Here is a 16,600-nt window from a genome sequence, read left to right as displayed (position 1 = left end):
ACAACACATGATCGAACTGGATGGCGCCGTCGGCGAAGGCGGCGGCCAGATCCTGCGCAGCGCGCTCACGCTGGCCATGATCACGGGGCAGCCGTTCCGCATCAGGAACATCCGCGCGAATCGCGCCAAGCCCGGCTTGATGCGCCAGCACCTCGTGGCCGTGCAGGCGGCGCTGCAGGTGTGCGGTGGCGACGCGTCCGGCGCGGCACTCGGCAGCCAGGATCTGACGTTCCTGCCGGGTCCCGTGAAGGGTGGCGACTACGCGTTCGCGATCGGTACGGCCGGCAGCTGCACGCTGGTGCTGCAGACCGTGTTGCCGGCCTTGCTGATGGCGGACAAGCCGTCGACATTGAAGCTGACGGGCGGGACGCACAACCCGATGGCGCCGCCGGTGCAATTCCTGCAGCGCGCGTGGTGTCCGCGCCTGGCCGAGATGGGGGCGCACATCGACATCCGCCTCGAGCGCTTCGGTTTTTATCCGGCCGGCGGCGGCGGCGTCGAGGCGCGCGTGGAACCGTGTGCACAACTGCTGCCGCGCACATGGATGACGCGCGGCGAGCGCCGTGCCGCCTATGCCGAGGCGTTCGTGGCCGGCGTGCCGGGGCGGGTGGCGCAGCGCGAACTGGAATGCGTCGGCAAGTCGATGAACTGGGACGAGGACCAGTTGCTGATACGCGGCCTGCCGGCCGACCAGGGACCGGGCAACGCCCTGATGTTGACCCTCGAATACGAGCACGCGACGGAAGTTTTCACGGCGTTCGGCGAAAAATCCGTGTCGTCCGAACAGGTGGCGCGCCAAGTGGTGCAGCGTGCGCGCCAATACCTCGTGTCGCAGGGGGCGTTCGCCGAATACCTGGGCGACCAGATGATGGTGCCGCTCGCGCTGGCGGGCGCCGGCGGATTCACGCTGGACGAGGTGTCCATGCATGCGCGGACCAATGCTCAAGTGATCGAGATGTTCCTGCCGGTGAGTTTCGACTTCGGACGCCAGGATGGCATGGACAGCTGCACGGTGACGGCCCGGACGACGGCGAACGCATCGGGTCAATAAATATTCCCTAATAAAACTTTATATTGATGCAAGTAATTTACAGATATGCATAAGAATGTCGAGTAACTTTACATTCATTCTGCATATTTCTATTTTGCTATATAAATCAATAGCATTTTGTTACTGGCATAGCTCTTGCTAATCTCGGTCCCGGGGTACTTTTGATAAACCTTTTTCATTAACTAGGACCGAGAATGAGATTCAAACCCGCTGTCGCCATGCTGGCATTGGCCGTATTCGCAACTGGCGCCCAGGCGACCGACCTGTCTTTCACGGGTAACTTCAACCATGACAATGATGTGCAAGCCTTTACCTTCACGGTGAGCAGCACGTCGAGTGTGACCCTGCGCAGCTGGTCGTATGCCGGCGGCGTGAACGCGAACGGCGACACGATCGCCCGCGGTGGATTCGATCCGATCCTGGGGCTGTTCGACTCGACGGGCATCAAGCTCTACGAACAGGACGACGCCGGATGCGGCGCGGTGGCAGGGGATGCCGTGACGGGCCGTTGCTTCGACGTCAAATATACGACTGACCTGGCGGCTGGGACGTACACGGTGACGGTCCAGCAATATGCCAACTTCTCCGCAGGCGCTCATCTGTCGGATGGCTTCGATTACGACGGCGTCGCCAACCAGAACTTCCGCAACGGCTTCGTCGACGTGGCGGGTGACAAGCGCGATGCGCGCTGGGCATTCGACATCCTGAACGTCGACTCGGCCGTCGTCGTTCCGCCGGCGGACGTACCGGAACCGGCATCGCTGGCACTGCTGGGCATCGGTGCATTGGGACTGCTGCGCCGCAAGCGTTCGTAAGCCGTACTGAGCAGCCAAACACAAAAGGGTTACGAGCTCGCGCTCGTAACCCTTTTTTTGATCGCTTTTGATCCCGTTTTATCCGGAAAGGCGCTCTTTATCGGCAGCAACGCTGGCCGACGGCTGGGGCGGCAAGAGGAGATCGTCGAGCCGGATCGCCACGTCGTTCTTGGCAGGCTTCGACCATCCCGGCCTGGCTACATTGCCGACTCGGTCGATCAACTTGCCGATCCAGCCCTTGTGCCGCTCGCACAGAATCGCGAGCCATGCGGCGACCAGGAATGGCACGAGGTAGATGGCCGCAACGAACATGGGCCCGCTCGTCAATTTGGCGCCGTACAGAACCGCCTTGATGAAATACATGAGCGGGTAATGGAACAAATACAGCCCGAAGCTGATATCGGCACCGACCCGGATCGGCCACGAAAAGCGCTCCAGTACCGCCTGGAAGCGGTCGGCAATGAGCGAGAATCCGTAGATATTGATGGCGACCAGTGCGCCGATGACGTAGCTCGCCGGCCAGAAACCTACCTTCCATTTCGCACCGGCCGCAATGCCCGGGAAGGTCTCCGCAAGTACCGGACCGGCATCGAACACTGAAAATGCGAGGGCGGCAACGATCGATCCGAGCCACAATGTCCAGCCAACCCAAGCCGACGTACCGCGGCGCGCCACCGCAAAGTGCAGGGCAGAGCCCAGCAGCCAGATCGGGAGTCCCACGAGGATATCCGGGCCCGCAATCGCGGCCACACAGGCGATGGCAATGTATTTTTTCTTGCCGGAGAAATAGACGCCGGCAGCGAAAATCATGTAGTACCAAAATTCATAGGAAAGCGACCAGAACGGCCCATTGGTACCCGGATAAATGTTCGCATGCCAGACCTGGTTGAGGAACAGCGCATTCAGACCAAGGGACGCGACCCATTTGAAGATGTTGTAGGGCTGCATGGGCGAATAGGCGTCCAGGGAGATGGATTGGCCTATCGTGTCCCACACCATCGTCAGCACCAGTGCCGGCAGGCACACGGACCATAACCTGACCAGGCGCGCGCGCAGGAACGCATATCCGTCGGGCTGTTTCATGCCCGAGAACGTGATCAGCATCCCGGAAAGGACGAAAAACACGAACACCGCCTCACTGCCCATATTCCCGACGTACGGGATGCGCATTTTCGTGAAGTAACCGGCATGGGAGACATACACCGCCAGCGCAGCCAGGAACCGCAAGAGGTTGAGGTAGGAGGACAGTGATCGGTTCATCAGCTTGGAAATAAAATATGGACGATGAGTGGACTAGGAAGCAAGCCGCTCTCTTGGTTGCTTAGCCACGTCGACGCCGGTCGCGTGTCCGGCTGGACGGTGTTCGTCCGCGCCGGCCGCCTCGATCGGTAGCGGATCGTGAACGGCGGCCGTTTTCTTGTTCGGCCAGATCTTGCTCAACTTCGAGCGATACCAGGCGGTACGCCGTTCGGTCAGCGTGCCGAGTATCCAGACGCCAGCCATCAGCAGCCCGAAAAAGACGGGCGCCGAACGCACGTGCAGGCCATTCCAGAGAATGACCGCGAGCGGCAGGTGGAATACGTAAAGCGAGAACGTGAAGCTGGATAAATAGCGGATGACGGTCTTGAATTTCAGGGCCAGCTTCATGCCGAGCGAACCGGCGGCCAGGAAATTCAACGCCACGATCAGGCCAAGTATGAAATCGCCGACGAATTGATTCGACCCTTGGGTCACCTGGATCAACCACGGCGACAGCACGCGCATGGCTTCGCGTATCTGGATGCCGGCATCGAACCAGAAGAACGCCAGGCCCGCCGCGAGCGACACGACGAACAGCGACAGCGCGTATCGCGGTTTCAGCGGCACCATCTTGCGGTGTAACACGACGCCGAGCAGCCAGACGGGCATCAGCAACAGGATTTTCGGCCCGGCCACCAGGGCAGCACACGCGAGCAACGGAAAACTCCGGTAATAGCACCACAGGCCAAACAGGATGTAATACCAGATTTCGTAGTCCAGGGACCACAGCGTGCCGACGTAAGGCATCGCCACGTCTGTCCATGACTGCCCGAGAAACGCGAGATTGATGCCGATATCTTGCCAGTCAGAACCGCGTGGGCTGCCATAGTGGATGATGTTGGGGATCCCAGCACCCGCGATGCCGATGGAGAGCAGCGCCGCGGCCAGCACGACGGGGTAGATGCGCGCGATCCGGTGCAGCGCGTAGCCGTGCAGGCCGAGGTCGGGCCTCGCCGCATGGGAAATCACAAAACCCGACAGTACGAAAAAGATGACGACGGCCGAATGCCCGGGCCAGGGCAGGGGGTGTTGCGGGAAAAGGAAGGGCCAGGCGTGCGTAAACAGGACGATGAAAGCCGCTGCGAGCCGCACCAGGTCGAGGTAGATCGAAAGCCCATCCGGGATGTTACGTTTCATGCGATTCGGGTAAGACGGAAACCGTTGAGGTCGAATGACCTATGATGTCAAAGTCTTGCAAAAAAGTCACTCACTAACACACCGATCACGCTTGGACCATGAATCGTTGCGGTAAATGAGTATGACAAACAACGGTGAGTTCTGGCTGCAGGAAATTAGTATGCCGTTCGGCAATCTGACGGCACAGCGTGGCACGGTCACGGCGGATAAGGATGAGGACATCATAAACCAAATTCATGTTGCGGCTCGATATCGAACGCTCAGTACGTCGTCGCGCTGGGCACGGGCGCCTCACCCGGCAGATCGGCTCGGAACCGTTGCTCTGTGTTGATGTTAGAAATCGCTCGTTTGTTAACAGGTCAGCTCAAGAAATTAAGCGCCGGTTCTCAATCCTCATCAGTACTGTCGGAAAAACTTACAGTTTCATCCAGTCATCATGTGTTTCAAATAGTCAAGTTGTTGATTTTTATATTTATTTTTCCATGTGGCATGTTTATTGCTAAATTACATGTATAACTAAATAATTTCTCCCAAACAACTTGTAATGATTCCTTAAGGAAACAAATGAAGATTACCAAAATTGTCGCTGCTTTGTTCCTCGTTGGTACGGCGTTTAGTGCCTCCGCAACGCCTTTGGTCTCGGGCATTCAAACTAACGTGGCGGAAGCCAGCTTCCTGTCGGCAGGTTGGACGGAAGTATCGGCATCGAGTACCGACCAATACGCAAACATTGCTACCTCCGTCGCTGGGATTGGTCAGAACGACTTGGTCGCCGTGGGTGTACGTGACAACACTACTGGCAACTTTTTGACGGTAGCTGAGACCACGCTGGGTAGCTTCCAGACGTACACTCCGTACAACCAGACTCACGATGACAATGGTGTTTCGTGGTATTACAACGCCTACTCAGTAGGTTTCGCGCAGCTTGGTGCTTCAATCCAACAGAATGAAGCAGACGTTAATCTCTTCCAGCATGAGGGACTGAGCTGGCACGCCATCTCCAACAGCTATGGCGGCATGTGGGGATTTAATTCGAGCTTGTCCCCAGATACCTTCTTCCCAGGTTGGGCGACAAATAACGGCCAATTTATCTCCACGTGGTCGGATCAGTACAGCCGCGTCATCCTTACTGCTGCTCCAGATACGCAGAACAATGTTCCAGAACCGGCATCCGTTGTACTGCTGGTGTCGGGCCTGCTGGGCCTTGGTGTAATGCGTAAGAAAAAGAATTGATACGCAGAACGTGCGTTTGCTTCAAGAAAAACCATCCTTTGAGGATGGTTTTTTGTTTGTTGAGACTTGGAAAACCTACGTCCTCCCTACATGGAGTAGTCAGCAAAAAGCCCAGCTGGTTTAGGGCTGGGCTAAGTGCTTGATCCTTGGTGCCGGCTGCAGGACTCGAACCCGCCACCTGATGATTACAAATCAACTGCTCTACCTGATGAGCTAAGCCGGCGATGTGGCCAGAATTATACCCTTATTTGATCCGGGTCAACGTCGGACGGCCACCTTTTTTGGGGGGGTCGTCGTCATCGTCAGGTACATGCGACATGTCGGAGGCCGTCTTGGCCGGGACGGCGGCCAGGCCGGGGGCCGGGCTGGCTGCAGGTTCCGGTGCCGGCGGAGGCAGGTCGGCGGCCGTCGTCGTCACGTCGAAGGCCATGCCCTGGCCGTTTTCGTTGGCGTAGATGGCCAATACGTTGTGAACCGGGATGTACAGCTCGCGCGAGACACCATTGAAACGGGCGCGGAACGTGATCGCGTCGTTGTCCATCTTCAGCCCGGACGTGGCGCCGTAGCTGATGTTGAGGATGATCTCGCCCTTCTTCACGTATTCCATCGGAACCGTGGTGGCGGCGTCGACCTTGACGGCCAGGTAGGGCGTGTAGCCGCTGTCCGTGCACCATTCGTAGATGGCGCGCAGCAGGTACGGCTTGGTGGAGATGTCTGGCATAGTTATCGGGGCGTGATGCGGGATGTTACACGCCAGTGTACTTCGATTCGCCTGCGGCGTCGTAAACTGGCGTGCAACGGCGATGGCGCTTAGCGGCGCATCACCTTTTCGGACGGGGTCAGGGCTTCGATGTAAGCCGGGCGCGAGAAGATGCGCTCGGCGTATTTCATCAGCGGGGCCGCCGTCTTCGACAGTTCGATGCCGTAATGGTCCAGGCGCCACAGCAGCGGGGCAATTGCCACGTCCAGCATCGAGAATTCGTCGCCCAACATGTACTTGTTCTTCAGGAACAGCGGAGCCAAGGTCGTCAGGCGGTCGCGGATTTCGGCGCGCGCCTTGTCGTGGCTCTTGTCGCCCACCTTGTTGCGCTCGTTCTCGAGCGTGTTCACGTGGACGAACAGTTCCTTTTCGAAGTTGAACAGCATCAGGCGGGCGCGGGCGCGCATGAGCGGGTCGGCGGGCATCAGCTGCGGATGCGGGAAGCGCTCGTCGATGTATTCGTTGATGATGTTCGATTCGTACAGAATCAGTTCGCGCTCGACCAGGATCGGCACCTGGCCGTACGGATTCATCGTCGAGATGTCCTCGGGCTTGTTGAACAGATCCACGTCGCGCACTTCGAAGTCCATGCCCTTTTCGAACAGGACCAGGCGGCAGCGCTGGGAGAACGGGCACGTGGTGCCGGAGTAGAGAACCATCATGGTTTATAGTTCCTTCAAGAAACAAAGGGGTGAAGCGCAAGCGGCTCACCCCGAATAGAAATTGCCCGCATTATAACCGGGCAATCAACTCACTTTACGTCTTTCCAATAAGAAGCATTCAAAGACCAGGCAAGGAAAGCGAAGAAAGCGAGGAAAATCACGACGATCGCACCGAGGCGCTTGCGAAAGTCGCGCGCCGGTTCGGCCATCCAGTCCATGTAAGCGACGAGGTCGGCCACTTGCGTATCGAATTCCTGCGGGGTCAGCGTGCCCGGCGTCACCTGCTCGAAGCCGGCGAAGCGGTGCACTTTTTTTCCTTCCTCGTGTGGATCCGGTTCCTCGACCATCTTGACCGTACGCACACCCTGCAACTGCCACAGCACGTGCGGCATGGCGACGTTCGGCACGACCATGTTGTTCCAGCCGGTCGGGCGAGTATCGTCCTTGTAGAAAGTACGCAGGTAAGTGTAGATGTAGTCGGGGCCGGAACCGGCGCCCGACGCGCGCGCACGCGTGATGACCGACAGGTCCGGTGGGACCGCACCGAACCAGGCTTTCGCATCCGCAGGACGCATCGCGATCGTCATCATGTCGCCCACCTTCTCGCCCGAGAACAGCAGGTTGTTCTTGATCTGGTCTTCGCTCAGGCCCAGATCACGCAGGCGATTGTAGCGCATCGCCGATGCGGAGTGACAGTTCAGGCAGTAGTTGACGAACAGCTTGGCGCCGTTTTGCAGGGAAGCGATGTCCGTGCGTTCGGGCGCCCGGTCGAGCGCGAACCCACCTTCGTTCGCGAACGCGAATCCCGGCAGCAGGGCCAGGACCGCGAGCAGTTTTTTCGAAAAAAGCATCATGGTTGTCCTTTGGCTAGATTCCAGAAATCAATGCGGGGTGAACGTAACGCGCTTGGGCACGGGCTTGAACTGGCCCATCGCGCTCCACCACGGCATCAGGAGGAAGAAGCTAAAGTACAGCAGGGTGCAGGCCTGGGCGACCAACGTGTAGGCCGGGGTCGGCAGCTGGGTGCCGAGGTAGCCGAGCGTCAGGAACGCCACGAAGAACACGGCGTACACGTATTTGTGCCAGCTCGGGCGGTAGCGGATCGATTTCACTGGCGACTGGTCCAGCCACGGCAGCAGCGCCAGGATCACGACGGCCGAGCCGAACAGCACGACGCCCCAGAATTTCGCGTCCAGCACCTGCGGCAGCATGCCGATCTCGGCCAGGATGGCGACGATGGTGATCGCGACCTTCGTCTTGTACGACAGGCGCGAACGCATCCAGATGAGCACGACATACGCGGCCAGGCCGAGCATCACGACCCACATGAAGTCCGACGTCGTCGCGCGCAGCACGGAGTAGAACGGCGTGAAGTACCAGGTCGGCGCGATGTGCGGCGGGGTCTTCAGCGAGTCGGCCGGCAGGAAGTTGTTGTATTCCAGGAAGTAGCCGCCCATTTCCGGTGCGAAGAACACGACGGTGCTGAAGATCAGCAGGAACATCGACACGCCGAACAAGTCCTTGGTCGTGTAGTACGGGTGCGACGGGATGGCATCGACCCCATGGCCGTCCGGCCCGAGGTTTTCCTTGACCTCGATACCGTCCGGGTTGCTCGAGCCTACTTCATGCAGCGCGATCAGGTGCGCCGCGACAAGGCCCAGCAGCACGAGCGGGATCGCGATCACGTGGAAGGCGAAGAAGCGGTTCAGCGTCGCGTCCGACACCACGTAGTCGCCGCGGATCCACAGCGAGAGATCCGGGCCGATGAACGGGATGGCGCTGAACAGGTTGACGATCACCTGCGCGCCCCAGTACGACATCTGGCCCCACGGCAGCAGGTAGCCGAAGAAGGCTTCGGCCATCAGGCACAGGAAGATCGCGAAGCCGAACAGCCAGATCAGCTCGCGCGGCTTGCGATACGAGCCGTACAGCAGGCCACGGGTCATGTGCAGGTACACGACGATGAAGAACGCGGAGGCGCCGGTGGAATGCATGTAGCGCACGAGCCAGCCCCAGTGCACCTCGCGCATGATGTTCTGCTCGACCGAGTAGAACGCGAGGTTGGCATCCGGCTTGTAGTACATCGTCAGGAAGATGCCGGTGACGATCTGCAGTACCAGGATCAGCATCGCCAGCGAGCCGAACAGGTACCAGATGTTGAAGTTCTTCGGCGCGTAGTAGCGTCCCCACTGGTCGTTCCACAGTTTCGTCAGGGGGAAGCGGTCGTCAACCCAGGCCAGGGCCTTGTGGCTTTTCGGCGCGTCGGCCGGGAGTTTGGTTTCCTTGAACGCTGCGCCCATCTTATGCCTCGCCTTTCTCGTCTTTGCCGATCAGGATCTTGTTGTCGGACAGGTACATGTACGGAGGGACGTCAAGGTTGGCCGGAGCGGGCTTGTTCTTGAAGACGCGGCCCGACAGGTCGAACGTCGATCCGTGGCAGGGGCAGAGGAAGCCGCCGTGCCAGTCGTCCGGCAGGTTCGGCTGCGGACCTTCGGCAAAGCGGGCGGAGGGCGAGCAGCCCAGGTGGGAGCAGATGCCGACGACGACAAGGAGTTCCTTGTGTTTTTCGTAGGCGCGGAATTCGTTCTTCGCGTATGCCGGCACCGGCATTTGATAGGGTTTATCGGAATTCGGATCGGCGACCAGGCTGTCGTTCTTCGGCAGGCTGGCCAGCATTTCGGGCGTGCGGCGCAGGATCCACACGGGTTTGCCACGCCACTCCACGACCTTCAGCTCGCCCGGTTTGACATCGGATATATCCGCTTCGACCGGGGCGCCGGCCGCTTTTGCTCGCTCCGAGGGCTGCAACGTACTGACCAGCACCCCGGCCGTTGAAACACCGACAACGCCACCCGCCGCGCATGTAGCCACGAGCAAGCCTCGCCGGCCTGGATCGACCTGCTTCTCATTACTCATACCAACTCCATTCGTCAAATGCGAAATGTTGCAATGCAATACGTTGCAAACCAGTCAAAGGCTTTTTTGCAACAGTCGATTATAGGTGAACAGATATGCAAATTAAAGAAAAAACGTTTCGGTTGTAGCGAGGCTCTCCAAACGCGCATTTTTGACTTGGACCCCTTGACCACATGGATATCTCGCACGATCAGCAGCGGACGCGTTTCCTGTATCATCGCTGCGTACTTGGCAAGATTTTTAAAAACACAAGGAGGTCCGGGATGTCGATGATGGAAGAGTTCAAAAAATTTGCGCTGAAGGGCAATGTCGTCGATCTCGCGGTCGGTGTCATCATCGGCGGTGCGTTCGGACGCATCGTGGATTCCCTCGTGCAGGACGTCATCATGCCGCCGATCGGCAAGCTGTTCGGCGGCCTCGATTTCGCCAGTTACTACGTGCCGCTCAACGGCCAGCCATACGGTCTGCCGCTGGCGGAGGCGAAGAAGGCCGGCGCCGTGCTGGCGTACGGGAATTTCTTCACGATCCTGCTGAATTTCCTGATCCTTGCGTTCGTCATTTTCCAGATGGTCAGGCTGATGAATCGCATGCGCGCGCCGTTCACCAAGGCCGAGGAAGCGCAGCAGGCGGCCGCTGCGGTGGCGACGTCGGAAGAAATCGTTCTGCTGCGCGAGATCCGCGACGCGCTGAAGCGATAACGCCGGGGGCAGTCCGATGCGCCGCTACTGGCTGCTGTTCGCGCAAACCGTCACGATTGCCCTCGGCGTCTATGTCGTGATCGCGGCGCTGCGGCCGGAGTGGACGACGCGCGCGCCCACGCAGGTGGGCGTCGGCGGGCCGGGGCGGGCGGTGCCCGTGCTGCAGGCGCCCGGCGGCGGGCCGGCGCCGGCCAGCTACCGCGATGGCGCCTCCCGGGCCATGCCGGCCGTCGTCAACATCCTCACCAGCAAGGCGTTGCGCGAGACCCATCCGCTGCTGAAGGACCCGTTCTTCAAGCGGTTTTTCGGCGACAAGATGCCGCCGCAGGAACAGATGGCGAGCCTCGGCTCCGGCGTGATCGTCAGCGGCGACGGCTACATCCTGACCAATTATCACGTCGTCGAAGGCGCCGACGAGATCGAAGTCGGCCTGGCCGACGGCCGCAAGGCCGCCGCCAGCGTCGTCGGCACCGATCCGGAAACGGACTTGGCCGTGATCCGCATCAACGCCGATAAGCTGCCCGTGATCGTGCTGGGCGACCCCGATCAAGCCCGCGTGGGCGACGTCGTGCTGGCGATCGGCAACCCGTTCGGTGTCGGCCAGACCGTCACGCTCGGCATCATTTCCGCGTTGGGCCGCAACAACCTGCACATCAATCACTTCGAGAATTTCATTCAGACCGACGCCGCCATCAACTTCGGCAACTCGGGCGGCGCGCTCGTCGACACGCGCGGCAATCTGCTGGGCATCAACTCGGCCATTTATTCGCAGACGGGTGGCTCGGTCGGGATCGGGTTCGCGATTCCCGTGTCGACGGCGAAGACCGTGCTCGATGCGATCATCAAGCATGGCCAGGTCGTGCGCGGCTGGATCGGCGTCGAATCGCAGGACATCACACCCGAGCTGGCCGACAGCTTCGGCCTCGCGCGCGATCGGGGCGCCATCATCGCCGGCGTCGTGCGTGGTGGGCCGGCCGACCGCGCCGGCATCCATCCGGGCGATATCCTGCTGGCCGTGCAAGGCAAAAAAGTGAGCAGCACCAACGACATGATGAACCTCATCGCCGACCTGCCGCCCGGCGGCAAGGCGACGATGACGGTCATGCGCAAGAACCGCGAGACGGCGATCGACGTGACCGTCGGCCGGCGTCCGCGGCAAACCCCCTGAACTTCCGGATTTTCTATGCACCTGCGCGACCTGACGCAATTCCTGTCCGAACTCAAAGAGAACAATACCCGCCCGTGGTTCGTCATGAACAAGCCCCGCTACGACATCCTGCGGGCCGAATTCCTCGAGGTGCTGACGGAACTGATCCGCGACATCGGCAAGTTCGACAAGCAGGTCGTCGCGTGCGACCCGAAGAAGGCGATGTTCCGGTTCCAGCGCGATACGCGCTTTTCGCACGACAAGACGCCCTACAAGACGCATTTCTCGGCAGGCATCGCGCCCGGCAACAAGCGCCGTCCCAGCGAAGGCGGCGGGCCGACGTATTACTTCCACATCGAAGCCGACGGTACCTTGCTGTACGGTGCCGGCGAATACCTGCCGCCGGCGGCGCGCCTGAAGGCGATCCGCGTGCACGTCGTCAACGATGCGACAGGATTCGCCAAAATGTTGAAGAATAAACATCTGCGCGAGACCTATGGCGACCTGCAGCCGGAAGACAAGCTGCAACGCCCGCCGAAAGGATTCGATCCGAACCATCCGCTCGTCGAATACCTGAAGCTGAAGAGTTATTTCGTCTGGAACGAAGAGAAGCTGGACATCAACGCCCCGGACAAGCTCGTCCCGCGGCTCGCGCAGGGATTCAAGGACGCCACCGCGCTCGTCACTTGGCTGCGCGGGGTGCCGCAGACATTTGAAGAAGAGTAAAGGGAGTCACACATGGCGTTGCACCATGCAGTCTCGGGTGAGCGGATCGCACTCCAGCGGGGCGAAGACGACATCGCGAACTTCACATCGATCGCGTTGATCAAGACCGATCACATGGAATTGATCCGGCTCGTGGTACCGAAGGAAAAACCGCTGCCGGAACATTGGGTCGAAGGCGAGATGACGCTGTTGTGCCTGGAGGGCGAGATCGCGTTCCAGGCCCACGGCCGCACGACCATCCTGCGTCCGAACGAGATGGTCTACCTGGCGGGCGGCGAACCGCATGCGATCCACGCGAACGAGGATGCGGTCGCGCTGCTGACGATTCTGCTGCATCCAGGCGACAATTCAGGCGGGCCGACGCGCAACACCCCGGCAACGTGACGTAACCGTTACGCGTGGGCACGCTACCGTCTCAGGCCAACTCGTCGCGCGGATCGCGCGCCAGCAACCTGCTGACCATGTCGCTGGCCGAATCGCCATCGAACAAGACGCCGGCCACCGCATTGGTGATCGGCATGTCGACCCCCATCTTCGCGGCCAGTTCGCGCACGGCCTTCGCGCAGGGCACGCCTTCGGCGACGTGGCCCAGTTCGCGGACGATCGTGTCGAGCGGCTTGCCTTGCGCCAGCGCCAGGCCGACGCGGCGGTTGCGCGACAGGTCGCCCGTGCACGTCAGGATCAGGTCGCCCATTCCCGTCAGGCCCATGAACGTGCCGGCATGGCCGCCCAGCGCCATGCCGAGGCGGGTGATTTCCGCGAGGCCGCGCGTGATCAGCGCGGCGCGCGCGTTCAGGCCCAGCCCCAGGCCATCGGCCGTGCCGGTGGCGATGGCCAGGATGTTCTTGACGGCGCCGCCGACTTCCACACCGACGAGGTCGTCGCAGGAATACACGCGCATATTGCCGCCATGGACGAGCGCGACGACCCGTTCGCGCAGCGCGCGGTCGGTCGACGCCACCGTCAACGCACACGGCAGGCCGCGCGCCACTTCCTGGGCGAACGACGGGCCGGACAGCGCGGCGCCCGGCACGGCATCGCCCAGCACCGCGCGCACGACTTGGTGCGGCAGCAGGCCGGTGTCGTATTCGAAGCCCTTGCACAGCCAGACGATGTTCGGGATCGCGCGGCCCTTCAACTGCTCGAGCAGCGGGCGCAGGCCGGCCACCGGGCACGCCGCGATCAGCAGCGATTCCGCATCGGGCTCGGCCGCAGCGTTGACCACGTGCGCCACAGCCGCGTCGAAGTCGGCCGTCACGTTCAGGCCGTCCGGCAGCGGGAAGCCGGGCAGGTAATGGGTGTTCTCGCGCGCGGCGGCGGCCTCCGCCATCTGCGCGGGATTGCGTCCCCACAGCAGGACGTCATGGCGCGCGGCGAGCGCGATCGCCACCGCCGTGCCCCAGGCGCCGGCACCGAGGACGGTGATCTTTTGGGGTGATTTCGGTTCGTGCATGGAAGGACGGGCTAGATGCCCCAGATGTCGGAAGCCTTGACGTAGCCGACGATCCCGTCGCGATGGCGCACGCGCACCCAGTTGCCGGCTTCCGGATCGATGAGCTCGAGCATGACGTTCTTTTCCGCGAGCATCACGACGGGCGCGTTCTCGTCGGGCGCCGAGCGTACCTTGGCGGAGGCCACGCGCACGATGACGTTGCGCTTGGCAGACAGGTTCTTCGCTTCCGTCCAGGCCATGTCGCCGGTGACGTCACGCACTTTGACCCAGTCGGCGTAGCTGAGTACGACCTCGACCGGCATGCCGCTGGGGGCGATGTACAGCTTGCCACCGCGGGTGGACGGCGCGTCGTACAGGATCACGGAATGCGCGCCGATCGTCTTGAAATCGAACGCGGCGGCCGCGCACGATACCAGCAGCATCAGGCTGCCTGCGATGAGTCGATGGCGGAAACGGATGGGGCGCATGTGGGCCTTTGTAGACGGCGCAAGCGTGCCGCCAAAAAAGCGTCAATGAAACAAGGCGTCCGGCCCCGCCGTGAAGGCAGTGCGGGACGCCCGGGAGATTACTGGTTGCCGGCCGGCGTGCCTGCGGCGGCAGCCTGCTCTGCCAGCGCCTGGCGGCGCTGCTGGTAGAACACTTCGAAGTTGATCTCGGCCAGGTGGACCGGCGGGAAACCGGCACGGGTGATCACGTCCGCGATGTTGCTGCGCAGGTAAGGATAGACGATGTTCGGGCAGCCGATGCCCAGCAGCGGGTCCATCTGCTCGGCCGGGATGTTGCGGGCTTCGAAGATCCCTCCCTGCTTGCCTTCGACCAGGAAAGCGACTTTGTCCTTGACCTTGGCGGTCACGGTGATGGTGACGGTCGATTCGTAGATGCCATCGGCAATGCCTTCGGCGCCGACGTCCAGCGAGACCTCGATGGTCGGGGCTTCCTGCTCCAGGAAGATCGCCGGGGAATTCGGTTGTTCCAGCGACAGATCCTTCAGGTAGATACGCTGGATTTGGAATACGGGTTGCAGGTTTTCGTCAGCCATGGAACGCTTTCGTGTAATTTTTAAGAAGAATGGCAAAGCCTGCCATTCGAGGTGCTTCACCAAGCGATTTCGCTTGTCAAGGCGCCGGCAATTGTATCAAAACCAATTCGGTTTCAATAGTTGCCGGGGCCCGGGGTCAGGCTGCCTCGCCTTTCAGCAGCGGATCCAGGCGGCCGGCCTGGTCGAGCGCGTACAAGTCGTCGAAGCCGCCCACGTGCGTGTCGCCGACGTAGATCTGCGGGACGGTACGACGGCCCGTGCGCTGCATCATGATGGCGCGCTGTTCCGGGTCAAGGTCGACGCGGATGCGTTCGATGTCGGTCACGCCCTTGGCTTCCAGCAGGCGTTCGGCACGCACGCAGTAGGGGCAGCTGGCGGTGTGATAGAGAACAACATGGGCTGTCATGACAGAATCCTTTCCAATTATTTGATCAAGGGCAGGCCGGCAGCCGTCCAGGCCGCGATACCGCCTTCCAGGCCATAGATATCTTCGAACCCTGCCGCTTTCAACTGGCGCGCCGCTTTGTCGGCGTCTTTGCCGTCCTGATCGATGACGATGATGGTCTTGATTTTCGATTTGTCGAGCTCGCCGGAGCGATTGCCCAAGTCTGCCAGCGGAATGTGTTTGGCGTCGCGCAGATGCCCGACGGCAAATGCATCGGCGGTGCGCACATCGATCACGGCGGTGGACTTGCCGCGGTTGATCATCTGGGTGGCCTGCAGCGGCGAGGCTTGGCGGCCACGGGGCGCCAGCGACAACCACAGCAGCGCGCCCCCCGACAGAACCGCGATCGCAACAGTAATGAGATGGTCAATGATGAATTTCACGAAGTTTCCGTTGGTTGAACTGAATCATCGCATTATAAAATAGAAGTCGGTTCGGTATTTCCTGCTCACTTTTTTCTATAAAGCACCTATGTACAAAATCGTATTCATGCGCCACGGCGAGTCCACCTGGAACCTCGAGAACCGTTTCACCGGCTGGACCGATGTCGACCTGACCGACAAAGGCGTCAACGAAGCCAAGCTGGCCGGCCGCCTGTTGAAGGAAGCCGGCTTCACGTTCGACCTCGCCTACACGTCGGTCCTGAAGCGCGCGATCCGCACGCTGTGGCTGGCGATGGACGAGATGGACATGATGTGGCTGCCGGTCAAGAACAACTGGCGCTTGAACGAGCGTCACTACGGCGCCCTGCAGGGCCTGGACAAGGGCGAGACGGCCGCCAAGTTCGGCGACGAGCAGGTGCTGGTCTGGCGCCGCAGCTACGACACGCCGCCGCCTGCGCTGGAAGCCAACGACCCGCGCACGTCGTTCGACGATCCGCGCTACGCCGGCCTCGACAAGGCACAGATCCCCCTGACCGAATGCCTGAAGGACACGGTCGCCCGCGTGATGCCGGCCTGGGACCAAGAAATCGCACCGGCCATCCGCGCCGGCAAGCAGATCCTGATCTCGGCCCACGGCAACAGCCTGCGCGCCGTGATCAAGATGCTGGACAACATCAGCGACGCCGACATCGTGGGTCTGAACATCCCGAACGGCACGCCGCTGGTGTACGAGCTCGACGCCGATCTGAAGCCGATCCGCCACTACTACCTGGGCGACCAGGCAGCGATCGCGGCCGCCATGGCCGCCGTGGCCAACCAAGGGAAGGCGAAGTAAG

20 protein-coding genes and 1 tRNA gene are annotated in these 16,600 nt (G+C 60.9%); 8 read left to right on the top strand and 13 right to left on the bottom strand.

The genetic code is table 11. From position 1 onward, the window contains the following. The first annotated feature begins 7 nt into the window (after positions 1 to 7). Positions 8 to 1,051 (top strand): RNA 3'-terminal phosphate cyclase, encoded by a 1,044-nt coding sequence (rtcA, locus tag NX784_RS22725; RefSeq protein WP_258818964.1) that lies wholly within the window; start codon positions 8 to 10, stop codon positions 1,049 to 1,051. 194 nt (positions 1,052 to 1,245) lie between these two features. Further along, positions 1,246 to 1,866 carry a DVUA0089 family protein gene (locus NX784_RS22720; protein WP_258818963.1) on the top strand — a complete coding sequence of 207 codons (621 nt, stop codon included), beginning with the start codon at positions 1,246 to 1,248 and terminating at the stop codon, positions 1,864 to 1,866. Positions 1,867 to 1,944: 78 nt separating this feature from the next. On the opposite strand, the gene NX784_RS22715 is transcribed toward NX784_RS22720, so the two are convergent. After that, entirely contained in the window at positions 1,945 to 3,126 is a 1,182-nt protein-coding gene (locus NX784_RS22715; protein WP_258818962.1) for an acyltransferase family protein, read from the bottom strand. A gap of 33 nt (positions 3,127 to 3,159) precedes the next feature. Continuing rightward, positions 3,160 to 4,302 (bottom strand): acyltransferase family protein, encoded by a 1,143-nt coding sequence (locus NX784_RS22710; protein WP_258818961.1) that lies wholly within the window; start codon positions 4,300 to 4,302, stop codon positions 3,160 to 3,162. Positions 4,303 to 4,866: 564 nt separating this feature from the next. On the opposite strand from NX784_RS22710, the gene NX784_RS22705 reads away from it, so the two are divergent. After that, complete coding sequence (locus NX784_RS22705; RefSeq protein ID WP_258818960.1) at positions 4,867 to 5,535, top strand: VPLPA-CTERM sorting domain-containing protein; 669 nt, start codon at positions 4,867 to 4,869, stop codon at positions 5,533 to 5,535. Positions 5,536 to 5,682: 147 nt separating this feature from the next. Here NX784_RS22705 and NX784_RS22700 read toward each other — a convergent pair. The 6 genes from NX784_RS22700 to petA all read right to left on the bottom strand — a co-directional run bounded on the left by NX784_RS22700 (position 5,683) and on the right by petA (position 9,873). Next, positions 5,683 to 5,758, bottom strand: a tRNA-Thr gene (locus tag NX784_RS22700). A gap of 21 nt (positions 5,759 to 5,779) precedes the next feature. After that, the gene (locus NX784_RS22695; RefSeq protein WP_258818959.1) at positions 5,780 to 6,256 is read right to left on the bottom strand and encodes a ClpXP protease specificity-enhancing factor; all 477 of its coding nucleotides are present in this window, start codon (positions 6,254 to 6,256) and stop codon (positions 5,780 to 5,782) included. An 89-nt stretch (positions 6,257 to 6,345) separates the two neighbouring features. Further along, on the bottom strand, positions 6,346 to 6,957 hold the full coding sequence (locus NX784_RS22690) for a glutathione S-transferase N-terminal domain-containing protein (protein WP_036231132.1): 612 nt from the start codon (positions 6,955 to 6,957) through the stop codon (positions 6,346 to 6,348). Between the two features lie 89 nt (positions 6,958 to 7,046). Then, positions 7,047 to 7,808: a cytochrome c1 gene (locus tag NX784_RS22685; RefSeq protein WP_258819034.1), complete on the bottom strand. Its 762-nt coding sequence runs from the start codon at positions 7,806 to 7,808 to the stop codon at positions 7,047 to 7,049. Positions 7,809 to 7,838: 30 nt separating this feature from the next. Further along, the gene (locus tag NX784_RS22680; RefSeq protein ID WP_258818958.1) at positions 7,839 to 9,257 is read right to left on the bottom strand and encodes a cytochrome b; all 1,419 of its coding nucleotides are present in this window, start codon (positions 9,255 to 9,257) and stop codon (positions 7,839 to 7,841) included. A 1-nt stretch (position 9,258) separates the two neighbouring features. Next, positions 9,259 to 9,873, bottom strand: a complete 615-nt coding sequence (gene petA, locus NX784_RS22675; protein WP_166857699.1) for a ubiquinol-cytochrome c reductase iron-sulfur subunit — start codon at positions 9,871 to 9,873, stop codon at positions 9,259 to 9,261. A 263-nt stretch (positions 9,874 to 10,136) separates the two neighbouring features. On the opposite strand from petA, the gene mscL reads away from it, so the two are divergent. The 4 genes from mscL to NX784_RS22655 are packed head-to-tail and all read left to right on the top strand — an operon-like array spanning position 10,137 to position 12,828. Beyond that, positions 10,137 to 10,571 (top strand): large conductance mechanosensitive channel protein MscL, encoded by a 435-nt coding sequence (gene mscL, locus NX784_RS22670; RefSeq protein ID WP_307736102.1) that lies wholly within the window; start codon positions 10,137 to 10,139, stop codon positions 10,569 to 10,571. A gap of 16 nt (positions 10,572 to 10,587) precedes the next feature. Continuing rightward, positions 10,588 to 11,739 carry a Do family serine endopeptidase gene (locus NX784_RS22665; RefSeq protein ID WP_258818957.1) on the top strand — a complete coding sequence of 384 codons (1,152 nt, stop codon included), beginning with the start codon at positions 10,588 to 10,590 and terminating at the stop codon, positions 11,737 to 11,739. A gap of 15 nt (positions 11,740 to 11,754) precedes the next feature. Next, the gene (locus NX784_RS22660) at positions 11,755 to 12,444 is read left to right on the top strand and encodes a DUF2461 domain-containing protein (protein ID WP_258818956.1); all 690 of its coding nucleotides are present in this window, start codon (positions 11,755 to 11,757) and stop codon (positions 12,442 to 12,444) included. Positions 12,445 to 12,456: 12 nt separating this feature from the next. Beyond that, on the top strand, positions 12,457 to 12,828 hold the full coding sequence (locus NX784_RS22655) for a cupin domain-containing protein (protein WP_258818955.1): 372 nt from the start codon (positions 12,457 to 12,459) through the stop codon (positions 12,826 to 12,828). A 31-nt stretch (positions 12,829 to 12,859) separates the two neighbouring features. On the opposite strand, the gene NX784_RS22650 is transcribed toward NX784_RS22655, so the two are convergent. From NX784_RS22650 to NX784_RS22630, 5 genes are all read right to left on the bottom strand, one after another. Then, on the bottom strand, positions 12,860 to 13,897 hold the full coding sequence (locus NX784_RS22650) for an NAD(P)H-dependent glycerol-3-phosphate dehydrogenase (RefSeq protein WP_258818954.1): 1,038 nt from the start codon (positions 13,895 to 13,897) through the stop codon (positions 12,860 to 12,862). An 11-nt stretch (positions 13,898 to 13,908) separates the two neighbouring features. Continuing rightward, positions 13,909 to 14,364, bottom strand: a complete 456-nt coding sequence (locus tag NX784_RS22645; protein ID WP_258818953.1) for an SH3 domain-containing protein — start codon at positions 14,362 to 14,364, stop codon at positions 13,909 to 13,911. A gap of 98 nt (positions 14,365 to 14,462) precedes the next feature. Next, entirely contained in the window at positions 14,463 to 14,936 is a 474-nt protein-coding gene (gene secB, locus NX784_RS22640; protein WP_258818952.1) for a protein-export chaperone SecB, read from the bottom strand. Between the two features lie 136 nt (positions 14,937 to 15,072). Continuing rightward, positions 15,073 to 15,342, bottom strand: a complete 270-nt coding sequence (grxC, locus tag NX784_RS22635) for a glutaredoxin 3 (protein WP_052234210.1) — start codon at positions 15,340 to 15,342, stop codon at positions 15,073 to 15,075. Positions 15,343 to 15,359: 17 nt separating this feature from the next. After that, positions 15,360 to 15,764 (bottom strand): rhodanese-like domain-containing protein, encoded by a 405-nt coding sequence (locus NX784_RS22630; RefSeq protein ID WP_258818951.1) that lies wholly within the window; start codon positions 15,762 to 15,764, stop codon positions 15,360 to 15,362. Between the two features lie 88 nt (positions 15,765 to 15,852). On the opposite strand from NX784_RS22630, the gene gpmA reads away from it, so the two are divergent. Next, a complete protein-coding gene (gpmA, locus tag NX784_RS22625; protein WP_258818950.1) occupies positions 15,853 to 16,599 on the top strand; it encodes a 2,3-diphosphoglycerate-dependent phosphoglycerate mutase in 747 nt (248 codons plus the stop codon). Position 16,600: the final 1 nt, after the last annotated feature.

Origin of the sequence: Massilia pinisoli (genome assembly GCF_024753285.1) — a bacterium.
Lineage (GTDB): Bacteria > Pseudomonadota > Gammaproteobacteria > Burkholderiales > Burkholderiaceae_D > Telluria > Telluria pinisoli.
Note: the sequence above shows the minus strand (reverse complement) of the source record. Positions and strands in the feature narration are given on the sequence as shown.

What these genes read in the sequence shown, in the direction of transcription:
- rtcA (WP_258818964.1), top strand. Translation starts at nt 8, where the DNA reads ATGATCGAACTGGATGGCGCCGTCGGCGAAGGCGGCGGCCAGATCCTG.
- NX784_RS22720 (WP_258818963.1), top strand. Translation starts at nt 1,246, where the DNA reads ATGAGATTCAAACCCGCTGTCGCCATGCTGGCATTGGCCGTATTCGCA.
- NX784_RS22715 (WP_258818962.1), bottom strand. Translation starts at nt 3,126, where the DNA reads ATGAACCGATCACTGTCCTCCTACCTCAACCTCTTGCGGTTCCTGGCT.
- NX784_RS22710 (WP_258818961.1), bottom strand. Translation starts at nt 4,302, where the DNA reads ATGAAACGTAACATCCCGGATGGGCTTTCGATCTACCTCGACCTGGTG.
- NX784_RS22705 (WP_258818960.1), top strand. Translation starts at nt 4,867, where the DNA reads ATGAAGATTACCAAAATTGTCGCTGCTTTGTTCCTCGTTGGTACGGCG.
- NX784_RS22695 (WP_258818959.1), bottom strand. Translation starts at nt 6,256, where the DNA reads ATGCCAGACATCTCCACCAAGCCGTACCTGCTGCGCGCCATCTACGAA.
- NX784_RS22690 (WP_036231132.1), bottom strand. Translation starts at nt 6,957, where the DNA reads ATGATGGTTCTCTACTCCGGCACCACGTGCCCGTTCTCCCAGCGCTGC.
- NX784_RS22685 (WP_258819034.1), bottom strand. Translation starts at nt 7,808, where the DNA reads ATGCTTTTTTCGAAAAAACTGCTCGCGGTCCTGGCCCTGCTGCCGGGA.
- NX784_RS22680 (WP_258818958.1), bottom strand. Translation starts at nt 9,257, where the DNA reads ATGGGCGCAGCGTTCAAGGAAACCAAACTCCCGGCCGACGCGCCGAAA.
- petA (WP_166857699.1), bottom strand. Translation starts at nt 9,873, where the DNA reads ATGAGTAATGAGAAGCAGGTCGATCCAGGCCGGCGAGGCTTGCTCGTG.
- mscL (WP_307736102.1), top strand. Translation starts at nt 10,137, where the DNA reads ATGTCGATGATGGAAGAGTTCAAAAAATTTGCGCTGAAGGGCAATGTC.
- NX784_RS22665 (WP_258818957.1), top strand. Translation starts at nt 10,588, where the DNA reads ATGCGCCGCTACTGGCTGCTGTTCGCGCAAACCGTCACGATTGCCCTC.
- NX784_RS22660 (WP_258818956.1), top strand. Translation starts at nt 11,755, where the DNA reads ATGCACCTGCGCGACCTGACGCAATTCCTGTCCGAACTCAAAGAGAAC.
- NX784_RS22655 (WP_258818955.1), top strand. Translation starts at nt 12,457, where the DNA reads ATGGCGTTGCACCATGCAGTCTCGGGTGAGCGGATCGCACTCCAGCGG.
- NX784_RS22650 (WP_258818954.1), bottom strand. Translation starts at nt 13,897, where the DNA reads ATGCACGAACCGAAATCACCCCAAAAGATCACCGTCCTCGGTGCCGGC.
- NX784_RS22645 (WP_258818953.1), bottom strand. Translation starts at nt 14,364, where the DNA reads ATGCGCCCCATCCGTTTCCGCCATCGACTCATCGCAGGCAGCCTGATG.
- secB (WP_258818952.1), bottom strand. Translation starts at nt 14,936, where the DNA reads ATGGCTGACGAAAACCTGCAACCCGTATTCCAAATCCAGCGTATCTAC.
- grxC (WP_052234210.1), bottom strand. Translation starts at nt 15,342, where the DNA reads ATGACAGCCCATGTTGTTCTCTATCACACCGCCAGCTGCCCCTACTGC.
- gpmA (WP_258818950.1), top strand. Translation starts at nt 15,853, where the DNA reads ATGTACAAAATCGTATTCATGCGCCACGGCGAGTCCACCTGGAACCTC.